18 protein-coding genes are annotated in these 13,383 nt (G+C 51.8%); 8 read left to right on the forward strand and 10 right to left on the reverse strand.

Annotated features, from left to right (window positions below; all coding sequences use genetic code 11):
* Positions 1–63 precede the first annotated feature (63 nt).
* A complete protein-coding gene (locus ECL_RS12165; protein WP_013097062.1) occupies positions 64–564 on the forward strand; it encodes a YbaK/prolyl-tRNA synthetase associated domain-containing protein in 501 nt (166 codons plus the stop codon).
* A 21-nt stretch (positions 565–585) separates the two neighbouring features.
* On the opposite strand, the gene yoaI is transcribed toward ECL_RS12165, so the two are convergent.
* On the reverse strand, positions 586–690 hold the full coding sequence (gene yoaI / locus ECL_RS27760; RefSeq protein ID WP_020690334.1) for a small membrane protein YoaI: 105 nt from the start codon (positions 688–690) through the stop codon (positions 586–588).
* A 145-nt stretch (positions 691–835) separates the two neighbouring features.
* Here yoaI and ECL_RS12170 point away from each other — a divergent pair, with 145 nt between their 5' ends.
* A complete protein-coding gene (locus tag ECL_RS12170) occupies positions 836–1,282 on the forward strand; it encodes a DUF441 domain-containing protein (RefSeq protein ID WP_008500737.1) in 447 nt (148 codons plus the stop codon).
* Here ECL_RS12170 and ECL_RS12175 read toward each other — a convergent pair.
* Positions 1,266–2,057, reverse strand: coding sequence for an AraC family transcriptional regulator (locus ECL_RS12175; protein WP_013097064.1), 792 nt, complete (start codon positions 2,055–2,057; stop codon positions 1,266–1,268). The two genes, ECL_RS12170 and ECL_RS12175, sit on opposite strands and share 17 nt — an antisense overlap.
* Before the next feature lie 99 nt (positions 2,058–2,156).
* Between ECL_RS12175 and ECL_RS12180 the strand changes: the two genes are divergently transcribed.
* Complete coding sequence (locus ECL_RS12180; protein ID WP_013097065.1) at positions 2,157–3,332, forward strand: CynX/NimT family MFS transporter; 1,176 nt, start codon at positions 2,157–2,159, stop codon at positions 3,330–3,332.
* Between the two features lie 33 nt (positions 3,333–3,365).
* On the opposite strand, the gene ECL_RS12185 is transcribed toward ECL_RS12180, so the two are convergent.
* Positions 3,366–4,073 (reverse strand): CTP synthase C-terminal region-related (seleno)protein, encoded by a 708-nt coding sequence (locus tag ECL_RS12185; RefSeq protein WP_013097066.1) that lies wholly within the window; start codon positions 4,071–4,073, stop codon positions 3,366–3,368.
* A 101-nt stretch (positions 4,074–4,174) separates the two neighbouring features.
* Between ECL_RS12185 and ECL_RS12190 the strand changes: the two genes are divergently transcribed.
* On the forward strand, positions 4,175–4,519 hold the full coding sequence (locus ECL_RS12190; RefSeq protein ID WP_013097067.1) for a DUF488 domain-containing protein: 345 nt from the start codon (positions 4,175–4,177) through the stop codon (positions 4,517–4,519).
* Here ECL_RS12190 and ECL_RS12195 read toward each other — a convergent pair whose 3' ends face one another.
* On the reverse strand, positions 4,520–4,825 hold the full coding sequence (locus ECL_RS12195; protein ID WP_013097068.1) for a hypothetical protein: 306 nt from the start codon (positions 4,823–4,825) through the stop codon (positions 4,520–4,522).
* Between the two features lie 80 nt (positions 4,826–4,905).
* Entirely contained in the window at positions 4,906–5,160 is a 255-nt protein-coding gene (locus ECL_RS12200) for a putative hemolysin (RefSeq protein ID WP_038979863.1), read from the reverse strand.
* 307 nt (positions 5,161–5,467) lie between these two features.
* Between ECL_RS12200 and ECL_RS12205 the strand changes: the two genes are divergently transcribed.
* From ECL_RS12205 to yoaJ, 3 genes are read left to right on the forward strand one after another with little or no spacing between them, the layout of a single operon-like run.
* A complete protein-coding gene (locus ECL_RS12205) occupies positions 5,468–6,496 on the forward strand; it encodes a sensor domain-containing diguanylate cyclase (RefSeq protein ID WP_013097070.1) in 1,029 nt (342 codons plus the stop codon).
* Positions 6,497–6,541: 45 nt separating this feature from the next.
* Positions 6,542–6,640 carry a YoaK family small membrane protein gene (locus ECL_RS12210; RefSeq protein WP_014883431.1) on the forward strand — a complete coding sequence of 33 codons (99 nt, stop codon included), beginning with the start codon at positions 6,542–6,544 and terminating at the stop codon, positions 6,638–6,640.
* On the forward strand, positions 6,641–6,715 hold the full coding sequence (yoaJ, locus tag ECL_RS28000) for a protein YoaJ (RefSeq protein WP_071830143.1): 75 nt from the start codon (positions 6,641–6,643) through the stop codon (positions 6,713–6,715). It abuts the gene before it with no gap.
* 54 nt (positions 6,716–6,769) lie between these two features.
* Here yoaJ and ECL_RS12220 read toward each other — a convergent pair whose 3' ends face one another.
* Positions 6,770–7,018, reverse strand: coding sequence for a GlsB/YeaQ/YmgE family stress response membrane protein (locus ECL_RS12220; RefSeq protein ID WP_008500746.1), 249 nt, complete (start codon positions 7,016–7,018; stop codon positions 6,770–6,772).
* Between the two features lie 280 nt (positions 7,019–7,298).
* Positions 7,299–8,783: a sensor domain-containing diguanylate cyclase gene (locus ECL_RS12225; protein WP_044158677.1), complete on the reverse strand. Its 1,485-nt coding sequence runs from the start codon at positions 8,781–8,783 to the stop codon at positions 7,299–7,301.
* Positions 8,784–9,031: 248 nt separating this feature from the next.
* On the opposite strand from ECL_RS12225, the gene ECL_RS12230 reads away from it, so the two are divergent.
* Positions 9,032–10,558, forward strand: a complete 1,527-nt coding sequence (locus tag ECL_RS12230) for an EAL domain-containing protein (protein WP_013097072.1) — start codon at positions 9,032–9,034, stop codon at positions 10,556–10,558.
* On the opposite strand, the gene ECL_RS12235 is transcribed toward ECL_RS12230, so the two are convergent.
* The 3 genes from ECL_RS12235 to ECL_RS12245 form a co-directional block, all read right to left on the reverse strand.
* Positions 10,536–10,781 carry a YmjA family protein gene (locus ECL_RS12235; protein WP_013097073.1) on the reverse strand — a complete coding sequence of 82 codons (246 nt, stop codon included), beginning with the start codon at positions 10,779–10,781 and terminating at the stop codon, positions 10,536–10,538. The genes ECL_RS12230 and ECL_RS12235 overlap by 23 nt on opposite strands.
* A 71-nt stretch (positions 10,782–10,852) precedes the next feature.
* Positions 10,853–11,200: a DUF1304 domain-containing protein gene (locus ECL_RS12240; protein WP_013097074.1), complete on the reverse strand. Its 348-nt coding sequence runs from the start codon at positions 11,198–11,200 to the stop codon at positions 10,853–10,855.
* 61 nt (positions 11,201–11,261) lie between these two features.
* Complete coding sequence (locus tag ECL_RS12245; protein WP_013097075.1) at positions 11,262–13,259, reverse strand: BCCT family transporter; 1,998 nt, start codon at positions 13,257–13,259, stop codon at positions 11,262–11,264.
* Between the last annotated feature and the right edge of the window lie 124 nt (positions 13,260–13,383).

Consider the following 13,383-nt stretch of genomic DNA (forward strand, 5'->3'; position numbering starts at 1 on the left):
TTCGCAAAAAGATCTGTGCTACTGTTGGAAACTGCGTATTGGCAGATAACAGGTAAACTGACTATGTCTGATGAGGTTAAGGGTACGGCTACCCACCAGCAACTCATTTCGCTATTAACGCAGCAAGGTGCGCGCTTTCGCGTGATGGAGCACGAGGCCGTAGGAAAATGCGAAGCGGTAAGCGAAATCCGCGGAACCGATCTGGGGCAAGGCGCAAAAGCGCTGGTCTGCAAAGTGAAGGGAAACGGCGTAAAAAAACACGTTCTGGCGATCCTGGCCGCTGACCAGCAGGCCGACCTGAGCCAGCTTGCCAGCCATTTCGGCGGCTTAAAAGCCTCTCTCGCAAGCCCGGCCGAAGTCGATCATTTGACCGCCTGCGTGTTTGGTGCTATCCCACCGTTTAGCTTCCATCCGGATCTGACGCTGGTCGCCGACCCGCTCCTGTTCGAGCGTTTTGACGAAATCGCGTTCAATGCCGGTCTGCTGGAAAAATCCGTGATCATGGATACCCAGGATTATCTGCGCATTGCCCGCCCTGAACTGGTGACGTTTCGTAAAGCGTGACCGTGATGGCTGACGCCTCTGTCAGCCTCTCTTTTCCAGAAACAGAACTGATGCGATCAAAATCACCGCAATAGCGAAAAACGATGAGGAGATAATCAGCGTTTCAACAAACATGTGATCGTTCATCTTAGCGACCCTTTGCGATGCCTGATGCCGTTTTATCCCCTGTAAATGACACGGATATGACAATCTCCTATTTTTTTTAAAACACTGTCGTCAGCCGTTTTTCCGCGTAAAGTAAGCAGGCTTACTATTCTGGCAAGGACTCCTCATGTTTGACCCTACTCTGCTTATTCTTCTGGCACTCGCTGCACTCGGCTTTATCAGCCATAACACCACCGTCGCCATCTCGATCCTGGTGTTGATCATTGTGCGCGTCACCCCGTTAAACACTTTTTTCCCGTGGATAGAAAAACAAGGCCTGACGATCGGGATAATCATTTTGACCATTGGGGTGATGGCCCCCATTGCCAGCGGCACGCTTCCGGCCTCAACGCTGCTGCACTCGTTTGTTAACTGGAAATCACTGGTGGCTATCGCGGTGGGGATTTTCGTGTCATGGCTGGGTGGTCGCGGCGTCACGTTGATGAGCAGCCAGCCCTCGCTGGTGGCTGGCCTGCTGGTGGGAACGGTGCTTGGCGTGGCGCTCTTTCGCGGCGTTCCGGTGGGCCCGCTCATTGCCGCCGGGCTGGTTTCGCTGTTTATTGGGAAGTCGTAGTCAGGCTGGCAATATAGCGCGCAGGCGTTTGCCCCAGCCCCTTTTTAAACATCGTAATAAAGGCGGTGGTGGAGTCATAACCAAGTGACTGCGCCACCTGCTGAACTGACTTCCCGCCAATCAGCAGCTGCAACGCCACAATCAACTGCAGCTGATGACGCCAGCGGCGAAAGCTTAAGCCCGTCTCTTTGACCACCAGCCGTGCCAGGTTGCGCTCACTCATGGCAAAGTGGTTCGCCCATTGCGCCAGCGTCTGCCACGCGGCGGGCTCTTCCGCCATCTTTTCGCTCATAAACCGAATTTTTGGATGAGGGGAAACGGGCAGCTGTAAATGCTCCTGGCGCTGGAGCGGCAGTTCATCAAACAGCACATCCACCAGACGCGAGGTGGTGGCAAGCGGCAGTTGCTCACGCGTTTTTCCCGCCAGCGACAGAATCAGCTCCCGCACCAGCGGCGATATTTTCAGGGTACAGCACCGGTCCGGCAGACTGACGGCACCCGGTTCAATAAACAAAAAGCAGAGCTGCGCGCCTGGCGTGGCCCTGTTGCTGTGGGGCATCTGCCCGGGGATCCACACGGCATACTGGGGCGGAACCATCAGCATGGCATTTTCTACCTCACAGGTGATTGCACCACCCAGCGCCAGAATCATCTGCCCTTTGCGGTGCTGATGGAGCGGAATATATTGCTCCTGCGCTACCACGCGGATGCGAAACGCGACCGCGGCATCGAATTGGCTATCGGGATCGTAGCCGTCGAGTCCCAGACCGTTCATCAGGTTGTCCGATATTAGCGATAAACTGTCATTTTAGCCTGATTTCAACCACGGCGAAAATCGGTATTGTGTGCGCTCGCCTGAACGTATGAGAAAACAATGACTACTGCTACTCGCAAAGGCGCGCTGCTGATCGCCGGCATTCTGATGATTGCCACGACGCTTCGCGTCACCTTTACTGGCGCAGCGCCGCTGCTCGATACCATTCGCCTTGAATATGGATTAACCACCGCGCAAACCGGCCTGCTAACCACCCTGCCACTATTAGCGTTTGCCCTTGTCTCGCCGCTTGCCGCGGGCGTAGCACGGCGTATCGGCATGGAGCGCAGCCTGTTCCTCGCCCTGCTGCTGATCTGCGCCGGGATTGCCGTGCGCTCTCTGCCCTCCGCGGCCCTGCTGTTTACCGGCACGGCGGTGATAGGTTGCGGGATCGCGCTCGGGAATGTGCTGTTACCGGGCTTAATCAAACGCGACTTTCCCGGCCAGGTTGCCCGCCTTACCGGGGCCTATTCCCTGACGATGGGCGTTTCGGCGGCGCTCGGTTCGGCGCTGATTGTTCCTCTCGCTCAGGGGGCCGCAGGCTGGCATGGCGCGCTGCTGATGCTTATGATCTTTCCCCTGCTGGCGCTGCTGCTCTGGCTGCCGCAGTGGCGCCAGAAGCAGGTCGCTACGGTGACCGGTGCAGGGGCGCTGCACAACCGCGCCATATGGCGTTCTGCCCTCGCCTGGCAGGTGACGCTCTTTCTCGGCATTAACTCGCTGATTTACTACGTCATCATCGGCTGGTTGCCCGCGATATTACTCAGCCACGGCTACAGCGAAGCGCAGGCAGGCTCCATGCACGGGCTCTTACAGCTGGCCACGGCCATTCCGGGCCTTGCCGTGCCGCTGATCCTGCATCGCCTGAACGATCAACGCGGGATCGCCGGTGCCGTAGCCCTGATGTGCGCAGTGAGTGCGGCCGGTTTCTGGTTTGCACCGGATTTGGCGGTCGTGTGGACGCTGGTGTTTGGCTTTGGCACCGGAGCAACGATGATCCTCGGTCTGACGTTCATCGGCCTGCGCGCCAGCTCTGCTCATCAGGCGGCGGCACTGTCCGGTATGGCGCAGTCGATTGGTTATCTGCTGGCCGCCTGCGGGCCTCCGCTGATGGGAAAAATTCACGATACCGCCGGTGACTGGCAGATCCCCCTTCTGGCCTGCGCGCTGGCCTCGGTGGTGATGGCCATCTGCGGCATGCTTGCCGGGCGAGACCGGGAGATCACGCCACGCTAAAAACAGTGGCAGACCTGACGGTCTGCCTGTTATTTATCCCCTTGCCGCACGCAGCATCGCCTGTACCAACACCACCGGACGCCCCGCCAGCGCAGCGCGCTCGTGCTGGAATAAGGTAATCACGAAGAACGGATGGGTAACCAGCTCTGCGGCACGGATTTCCCCCTGCTCGTCCCAGCCCGTCACGCGCATATCACCGCTCTCCAGTTCCTGCGCAAGTTCCGGCGATACGCCGTAGTTGCAGTGATATCCCTCTTCAATTTCCGGCTTGCCGTAGGCTTTCGCAATAAGCGTGTTGTTACGCAGTTCAATCGCATCGGTTTTTTCCACCAGCGAGCAGGTCAGCGGCGCAATCACCATTGAGCCTTCGGTGTCCGTTTCGGCGTGCGCCGCATCGCTCCAGCCGAGCACATTACGCGCATACTCAATCAATGCATGCTGAAAACCGCCGCAGGTGCCGAGAAACGGAATGCTGTTTTCGCGCGCGTAGCGTGCAGCGATAAAGGCGGCTTCGGTATTTTTGTAGGGGCTTGCAGGAACCAGCCAGATGGCATCGTAACCCACCAGATCTTCAGGGCTGGTCAGCTCCGTCGTCGCAAGCCAGTCGTAATCAGCGGTGAGATCCAGTACTGCAGCAGCATCATCTATGGCCAGCGGGATCGCCTGGTGCGCAATCACATCGGGATTGTAATCGCCAACCAGCGCAATGCGCAGCGTCGTTTTAACCGGGAGGTGTTCCATGAAAGGTTCCTTATGCCAGAGTATTATCAGATAACATAAGGAACCTCAGACTACCGATCTTCTGCAATAATCACAATACCTTAAATTGGGAGGGGGAAATGATGATTCAGTGCAAGCGCGTCTATGAACAGGCAGCCCCGGAGGATGGTTATCGGGTGCTGGTGGACAGACTGTGGCCGCGAGGGGTGAAAAAAGCAGACCTTGTGCATGATGAATGGTGCAAAGCGCTTACGCCTTCTGACGGGTTACGTAAGGCCTTTCACAGTGAAACCATTGATTTCGCTGCCTTCAGCCAGGCGTATCGGGAAGAGCTGGCGCAGCATAAAGACGAAGGATTGCGTCTTGCAACCCTCGCCAGACAGCAAACCTTAACCCTTCTCTACGCCGCGAAAAATACCGAACAGAATCACGCAATAGTCTTAGCCGACTGGCTGCGCCATTTGTGATTAACTGGCCGTCAGCGCATCGAAGGTTTGCGGTGCCTCATCCGGCGTGAGCGGCAGCAGATGTTCGGCGCGCACAAACGCAAAACCGTGCTGATTATCAAAGGCGTAGACATCGCCCGTCACCAGCCAGAGCGCGCGATCCGCTGTGGCAGGCAGCTGCGTCATCACGCCATTGACCGGGTTAACGAAGCGCTGGCCGGGCTGGCAAAGGCCAAACAACTCAACGGATTTACCCACATTGCGACGGCCTGAGGCCGTGCGGGCACCAATGATCAACGCCATGCTGCCCGGTTTAAGCTGAAACATACTTCTCTCACGATAACGGTGGCCAGAAACTGGCTAAGAATAATCCTAAAGAGAAGTGTATCGCAATCTTTGTCCTGCTGTCACCTGGCGGGTTGCGGATGATCGCGGCGGTAGAGCTCCCATTCGTCGATCACTTCGCCACCGGGCAATTTACACTCCGTACGCACGCCCTGCGGGCTCTGGATTGGGATCTGCTCTCCCCCTTTTTCCAGACAATAGACAGAGGCAGGGTTAGCCATCCCCACCCTATGCGGCGGCGGTGGGGCAACAGGTGGAGACGTTTTTGTGGTACAGGCCGCCAGGGGTAGCGCGAGAGCCAAAAGCAGAAATCTCATCGTGTTGATCCTTTTTACATCATCAGAAGATAAGGGTAACGGGTCGCCGTCGCTTTCTCCATCATTTCTCCATTTTAACTGCACTTTTCAACACTATAGTGAGGCGTGTTCTCCTTATGACCAGAGAACATCATTCCGTAATCAAGATGTCTTTGCCCCGGTCTCAACAACGGGGCCTTTTTCTCCCCTGCCTGCTTCTGGTGGATATATAAAATTCTCACCATTCATGTTTTACTATGGCTGAAGTCGAAATTTTCAGCATAACATGCAGATGCAGACGTCTTGTGCATGGGAGTCAACCTACGTCATGTCAGATATCATCCTGGCCCGAGTGTCAGAAACGCTCACCACGGAACAATCCCTTGAAAGTCTCGTTCGCCAGTTGCTGGAGATGCTGGAACTTGTGACCGAAATGGAGTCGACCTACCTGACGAAGGTCGATATCAATGCCCGTCTTCAGCATATTTTGTATGCCCGAAACAGTAAGCAGATGCAGATCCCGGAGGGACTAAGCGTGCCCTGGGGCGATACATTGTGCAAACGCGCTCTGGACAGTGACACCATTTTCAGTAACGAGGTTCCTGAACGCTGGGCGGATTGCGATGCCGCGAAAGCGCTCGGTATTACCACGTACATGAGCGTGCCGGTTCACCTGGCGGATGGTTCCCTGTACGGCACACTCTGTGCGACCAGCACGGAAAAGAAGCTGCTCAGTGAACGCGGCGAACACGTGCTGAAACTCTTTGCCGGGCTGATTGCCCAGTATATTCAGAAAGAGTCGTTGCTTTCTCAACTTCGAGAAGCGAATGCAGCGCTCATCGCCTATTCCTTTACCGACGTTCTCACCGGTTTACCCAACCGCCGCGCCATCTTTGAAGATCTCAACACCCTGTTTTCTTTAGGCCGCCACCTTAAACGCAACGTAATTATCGCTTTTATCGATCTGGATGATTTTAAACGGATTAACGACCAGTACGGGCATGAAGCAGGCGATCAATTCCTCATTGAAGTCGGCAAACGTCTGTTAGATGAAAAGACCGAAGACGAGATTATCGGCCGCCTGGGGGGCGATGAGTTCCTGGTAGCCTGCCTGAGTAAAGCGGAAAATCAGGCTGATGAGGGTCAGATTAACCAGCTCAGGGCACGGCTTCGCGACCGCATTGCCGGCCAATACGGGTTGGGCAGTGTGAGTATTGTGTACCCGGGTGCAAGCCTGGGAGTTGTCGAAGTTGATCCTGCCGGGATGGATCCGGACAGCGCATTACGCGTCGCGGATGTTGCGATGTATCAGGATAAAAAGGGTAAAGGCAAAACGCGCTTTCACGTTTTGGATTAACCCCGTACACTCTACGGCATTCTGAAAACCAAAACAGGTGATGGCATGAGAATAGGGATCCTCTTCCCGGTCGTTATTTTTATAACGGCGGTGGTTTTTTTAGCATGGTTTTTTGTCGGTGGTTACGCGGCTCCGGGAGCATAAATGAGAAAAACCACCCTCATTATGCTGCTCGTCGCCATCGTCGCCGTTGCTGGCACGCAATTTGGCTGGTGGTAACACCGCAACGTAAAAAGGCCGCCATCTGGCAGCCTTTTTTAACGCTTATCAAACTTAGCTTTTGATTTTTCTGTAGATAAACAGAACAACCAGCGCGCCGATCACGGCGACAGCAAAACTGCCGAAGTTGAAACCGTCAACTTTGCCAAACCCGAACAGCGTACTGATCCAGCCGCCGACGACCGCGCCGACAATACCCAGTATCACGGTAACGATAAATCCACCGCCATCTTTGCCCGGCATGATCCACTTCGCCAGAATACCCGCAATAAGCCCAAAGATAATCCAGGATAAAATTCCCATAACTTTCCTCTCTGTATGGTTTTTGTCATTAAATCAACGACACAAAAAGGATAGCACAGGATCCGGGAAAGGAAATTTGTGATTAGTATCACAGCGAGAGAGTGCGCATTTAGTATCCAAAACCGCACCACACGAAATGTGGGGTTGCAACTTAAGATGAGAAAGATTATCTTTCTCAACACTGAATAGTTGAGTTAAACACTCAGGTATTTAGTACGACATTGCTCACATTGCTTCCAGTATTTTTGCCCACGCTTTAGTGGGCATTTTTTTTACCCGCTTACACGGCGATAAAGGCATAGCGGTTGCGTCCTGCGCGTTTTGCCTGATAGAGCGCCTGGTCAGCCGCAATAATAATGTTCTGCTGGCTGCCTGCAATGTCAACGGCACGTGCGGTTGACACCCCGACGCTGACCGTTACCCGTCCAAAGGGGCTAAAGGCATGCTCAATATGCAGTGAAAATACATTGCGGATGATCGTCTGGGCCAGGCGGATGGCTTCCTGAATATCGGCGTCTGGCAGGATCAGCGCAAACTCTTCGCCGCCATAACGTGCCACAAGCTGGTTGTTGCGGGTAAGGCTCTCTCTGAGGCTATTCCCCAGTAGGGTAAGGCATCGGTCTCCTTCTGGGTGACCGTAGTTATCATTGTATTTTTTGAAATAATCGACATCGACAATGAGGATAGAAATTGGCGTGTCGTTATCCGCACACGCGGCGATTTCAGACAGAATTTTTTCATCAAACGTGCGGCGGTTGAAAAGCCCCGTCAGCGCATCTTCAGAGGCTATTATCTTGAGCTCTTTGTTATCTCTGGTTTTTCTGGACAGATCCGAATAGAGAAAATAAGACGCGACGATAAGCGCCACGGTAAAAATAAGAATGAGTACGGCGAGCTGAATGGCCTGCTTACGCCAGGCTGCAAGTGCTTCTTCTTTACTCACTGCAACGGTGGTGACCAATCCGTAACGTTTGTTTTTCTCAAAAGCGAAAATGCGTTCGACTTTATCAAACCGCGAAACCGAGCTGGCAATCCCTGAATTTTGTACCTTCAGGTATTCTCTGAACAGGGGTGAGTCTGAAACAATCGCGCCAATGTAGTTATTTTTAAACGGATAGCGAACCAGCAACACGCCGGATTGTGTCGTGAGGCCAATGACTCCAGCATGGCCAATATTAATCTGCCCGTAGAGTGCCAGAAAATTTTCGATTCCAAGCGTCACCACGACAACGCCGTTAAAGTCTCCGGTCTGCGTTTCAAGCCGTCGACTGATCGTAATCACCCATTTCCCGTTCGTTCTGCTCACGACCGGCTGGCCAATAAAAATCTGCTGACTTTTATTTTCCTTGTGATAGATAAAAAACGATCTATCAGCCCCTTTTCGCGGCCCGGAAAAACGTCCGTACAATGCCGTAAAGATGTCACCATTGACATCGTAAATAACCACATTGTTAATCTGGCTAAGAAGATTATCCTGATTTTCTATTATCCGCTGAATATTGGTCGCCTGTTCCGGGGTCATACCATAAATGTCGATCATGTCTGAAATGGTGGTGATCAGCATTTCGCTTTGACGCATGATCCCCTCAGTATAAACATCCAGGGTATGGCTCAGGTTAGCAACGCCGGTATTAATTTGCTGAATTGACTGCTGTCTGGACGTGGTAATTTGGACCGCAAGCGACAACGAGATGATCAACGAGACAATGATGACAGTAATGGTTGTTGTGTAAAAAGTATTTTTCACATGCACGAGCTTTTCCACCTTATCACGCCTGACATCCCTGGCTGACAACTCGTGTCACTGTAACAAAGGTCAGGATAAGAGGAAAATAAATTGCACTTAAGCGCAAAATAAGAAGCGGTTATTATTTTGCTTCACTAAAATTTGCGTCAGGGTTATTACGGAGATCCCCTGGCGCCTGCCGCTCTCTCCCGTGAGTACCAGGCTTGTACCCTGCCCCGGCTGTGTTAAGATTCACCCCATCAGGGAGCTGACAGGATAACCGGAAAATGAAAAAAATCATTGCCGTTGCTATCGTATCAACGATTCTGGTCATTCTGTCTCTGTATGCGGTGAATGCGGTTATCATCAGCCAGCAGAAGGATAAACAGCGTGAGATCGCCCAGACGCTTTTGCACTATTCCGAAGGATTATCCGAAAGCATCGCGCTGGCCCTTAAAGAGGTAACAACCCGAGGCTGCAATCAAACCAGCCTTGATCGCTACAGAAAGCTAAAACTCGACAGCCCCTATTTTTCCGATATCGGTTTTGTTGAAAATGGGCAAGTCGTCTGTACTGCCTTTTGGGATAAGCTCGCCACTCCAGTCCCTCTACCGACAGAACTCCATAAAACACCAAGAGGCTTTCTGTTAGCGCAGTTTTCGAGAAAAGATTTTTTCACTGGCAACGCGGCAATCTATAATAATGTGATTATTTTCACCTCGCGTTATGCCTACGATAAATTCACGCCGGTTACGGCAAACTATGCGCTGAGTACCACGACGAAAGATTTCGACCGAACATTTTTCTCGGTTAAGCCAGATGTCATAAAACACCACTGGCCAGATTCAGCGCTTTTTACCCTGATCCTGACGCAGTGCAGCACGCGATGGGACATATGCGTTACGGTGAAGCATTACGACGCGGGCCTGGCTTCGCTCCCCGTTGTGGTGTTTATTCTTCTGACGACTATTCTGTGTTTTATCTGGACCGCAATCTCGTTGTTTTTCATGCGCATTTACGAAGATCGCTTCTCACTGGAGCGAACGCTGGTTAAGGCGGTAAAAAACAATTCTATCAGCGTTAACTACCAGCCGATTATACGTATCCAGGATAAAAGCATTGTCGGTATAGAAGTGCTGTCGAGATGGCGCGATTATCATCGCACCGATGTTTCTCCGGAACTGTTTATTCCTTTAATTAAGAAAATTGGGCTGTACCGACAGTATTATATTAATATTATTGAAAAATCGCTGTCTGAGATCGCACCGCTTGCCATTAAACATCAGCTGATGATTTCGCTGAACGTTGGGCGAACAGAGATTGAAGATGGACAGTTTATCCAGACGTTACGTCGTGAATGTGCATTTAATCACATCCCCCTGTCTTTGATAAAAGTGGAACTTTCAGAAAAAGCGGTATCCAGTGCAGATATTCTGGAAGGGTTTTGTCTGGAGCTGAAAAAACTTGGGGTGAGAATATCGATAGACGATTTCGGTGTGAAAAACTCAAATCTGGACCGACTCTCTCTGCTGGAATATGACGAAATCAAAATCGATAAGTCGCTGGTGGACGGTATCAATGAACATTATAAGCAGAATATTTTTGCTATTTTTTGCGATGCGCTTGCCAGGCTCAACAAAACGCTCGTTTTCGAAGGGGTGGAAAGTGAAACCCAGTATCGTTTTATTGCGGACAGGTATCCTGACGCTCTGATCCAGGGGTGGTACTTTTCAAAATCACTGACACGCAGTGAACTGGCGAAGAAACTTACGATGAGAATGCCCTTGCGGGCTACTCGTTCCCCCACTGATTAAGGAAATTCGCAATATCATCGATGCGTACCGTGCGGATCCCCGCCTCACTGGCCATTTCCTGCTGGGCTTCCTCGCTGATTTCCTCGTTGTTCGTTAACCGCGTCAGCAGCAGCTGGAAATAGTACGCCAGCGCGTCATGCTCTGACTCACTGACTGGCTCAGCGGTTTCCGTCGAATACTCGTCGACGATGTCATAATATTTAAGCGGAATATCGTTGTTCATAAACAGTCTCTCGTCTGTCATTTAGCGGGTGATGCACCGAGTATAGCGGACGCATTACGTTGACCAAAGTATTAGATAAGCAGCGCAAGTAAGGCAGCGAGAGCCGGCATAGCCTGAACATAGAGGATTTTTCGGCTGGCAGTCGCTGCGCCAAAAATTCCGGCAAGTAGCACGCAGCTCAGGAAAAAGACGGTCACAGGGACACCGCGCTCTCCGAGCCAGAGTCCCCAGAGCAGACCCGCCGCCAGAAAACCGTTATACAGCCCCTGATTCGCAGCCAGTACGCGGGTGTCACGCGCAAAATCGGGCGTGAGATTGAAAGCCTTGTGCCCGGTTTTAGTGTTCCACAGGAACATCTCCAGCACCAGAATATAGAGATGGATTAACGCAACAATAATGATAAGTACAGTGGCTAACATGAGGCTGTCTCACACAGTCAGTGGCAAAATAAATGCCGTCCCATCGGACGGCATTTTGGTATTAACGAACCAGATGCAGGAAGTGCAGATGTTTTTCGTACTGGTCCAGTATGTCATTGATAAGCTGTTCCTGATTCCAGCCCATCACATCATAGTTCTGACCGCCCTCTTTCAGATACACTTCAGCGCGATAATAGCGGTGTTGCTCTGCCTGTTGCTCGTCATTATCCATAGCGGCAAGAGCAAAAGTTGGCGAATTATAGCCACGTAGCCTCACTTCATAAATAAAGTTCAGCTCATTGCCTAAATCAACTTCAAGCCGGAGACGATCATCAGCCGCATCATTGATATGACTCAACGTCCCCTGCTTGTTCAGTTCTTCCTGAACCAACGTCATGGCAGGCTGGATGACGTCGTCCATAAACCGTTTCACCAGAGAACGTTTCGGCAGATAGGCAATATTGCGCAACCTTCTCTGCCACGGAATAGGGTTACGTGCGGCAGTCGGCGCAATCGTCGCCATGCTCAGACTTTCACGTTTGGTCAAATCCCGACGCAGGGCTTTTAACAGTCCGTATATTGAGATCAATAAGATCACGGAGAATGGTAATGCGCTCGCTATTGTCACGGTTTGCAGCGCGCTTAGCCCACCCGCAATCAGCAGTGCAATGGCCACAATCCCCATGAGCGAGGCCCAGAAAATTCGCTGCCATACAGGCGTGTTAGCGACGCCACCCGATGCCAGCGTATCAACAACCATCGCCCCGGAGTCAGCCGAGGTGACAAAGAAGACAATGACCATCGCCATTGCAATAAATGACAACACTGAGGAAAACGGGAAATGTTCAAGGAAATTAAACAGGGCCAACGCGACATCCTGCTGGACGGTATTTGCCAGGTCTGTTGCTCCCTGATTCATGATGAGATAAATGGCGCTGTTACCAAACACCGTCATCCACATGAGGGTAAAACCTGCGGGAACAAACAGCACGCCCGTAACAAACTCACGAATTGTCCTGCCACGGGATACGCGCGCGATGAACATACCGACAAACGGCGACCAGGAAAGCCACCATCCCCAGTACAACAGCGTCCAGCCACCAAGCCAGTTGCTTGATTTCGGTTCGTAGGCGTAAAGGTTAAAGGTTTTACTCACTAATTCCGAAAGATAACCGCCGGTATTTTCGACAAAAGATTTCAGTAAAAGTACGGTTGGTCCAAGACACAGCACAAGCGCCAGAAGTAAAACAGCCAGACCCAGATTGAGTTCAGAGAGGATACGTATTCCCTTGTCCAGACCGGACACCACTGAAATCGTCGCTAACCCCGTGATGACCACAATCAGAATGACCTGCACCGTTTCATTGATGGGCACCCCAAAAAGATGGTTCAGACCGGCATTAACCTGCAAAACACCGTAACCCAGCGATGTGGCAACGCCAAAGACCGTCCCTATCACCGCAAAAATATCGACTGCATGGCCGACAGGACCGTAGATGCGATCGCCTATGATGGGATAGAGTGCGGAACGCAGCGTTAAAGGCAAACCGTGACGGTAGCTGAAGAATGCCAGAATCAGCGCCACAATGGCATAGATGGCCCATGCATGCAGTCCCCAGTGGAAGAACGTCAGGCGCATGGTTTCTTTCGCTGCGGCTACGGTTTCAGGGGTGCCGACGGGTGGCGAAAGGTAATGCATTACCGGTTCGGCAACGCCAAAGAACATCAGGCCGATCCCCATCCCTGCCGAAAACAGCATCGCAAACCAGGAATGGTAGCTGAAATCAGGCTGGGCATGATCCGGCCCCAGTTTGATATCACCGTAACGCGAAAGACCGAGGAAAGTAACACTCAGTAAAATCAGGGCGACAGCAAGAATGTAGAACCAGCTGGCATTGGTGAATATCTGTTGCTGCAGGAGTTTGAATTTTTTGTCGGCCAGATCCGGGAATACTGCGGCAAAGGCGACAAGAAGGAAAATTAACAAAGCAGATGTGAAGAATACCGCTTTGTTAATCTGGCTTGTAGACTTCTTTGGGATAGTATCATTTTCACTCATAATCAATTCATTCCATTATCGTAGACCGCCCCGGTTGAGAGGCGTTACCTCTCATAGAGTAGCAAAATTCAACACCCCAGGGGGACAATAATCTGAATGAATGTCAGGGTGATATAAACTGTCC

Origin of the sequence: Enterobacter cloacae subsp. cloacae ATCC 13047 (assembly GCF_000025565.1) — a bacterium.
In the GTDB taxonomy this organism is placed as follows: domain Bacteria; phylum Pseudomonadota; class Gammaproteobacteria; order Enterobacterales; family Enterobacteriaceae; genus Enterobacter; species Enterobacter cloacae.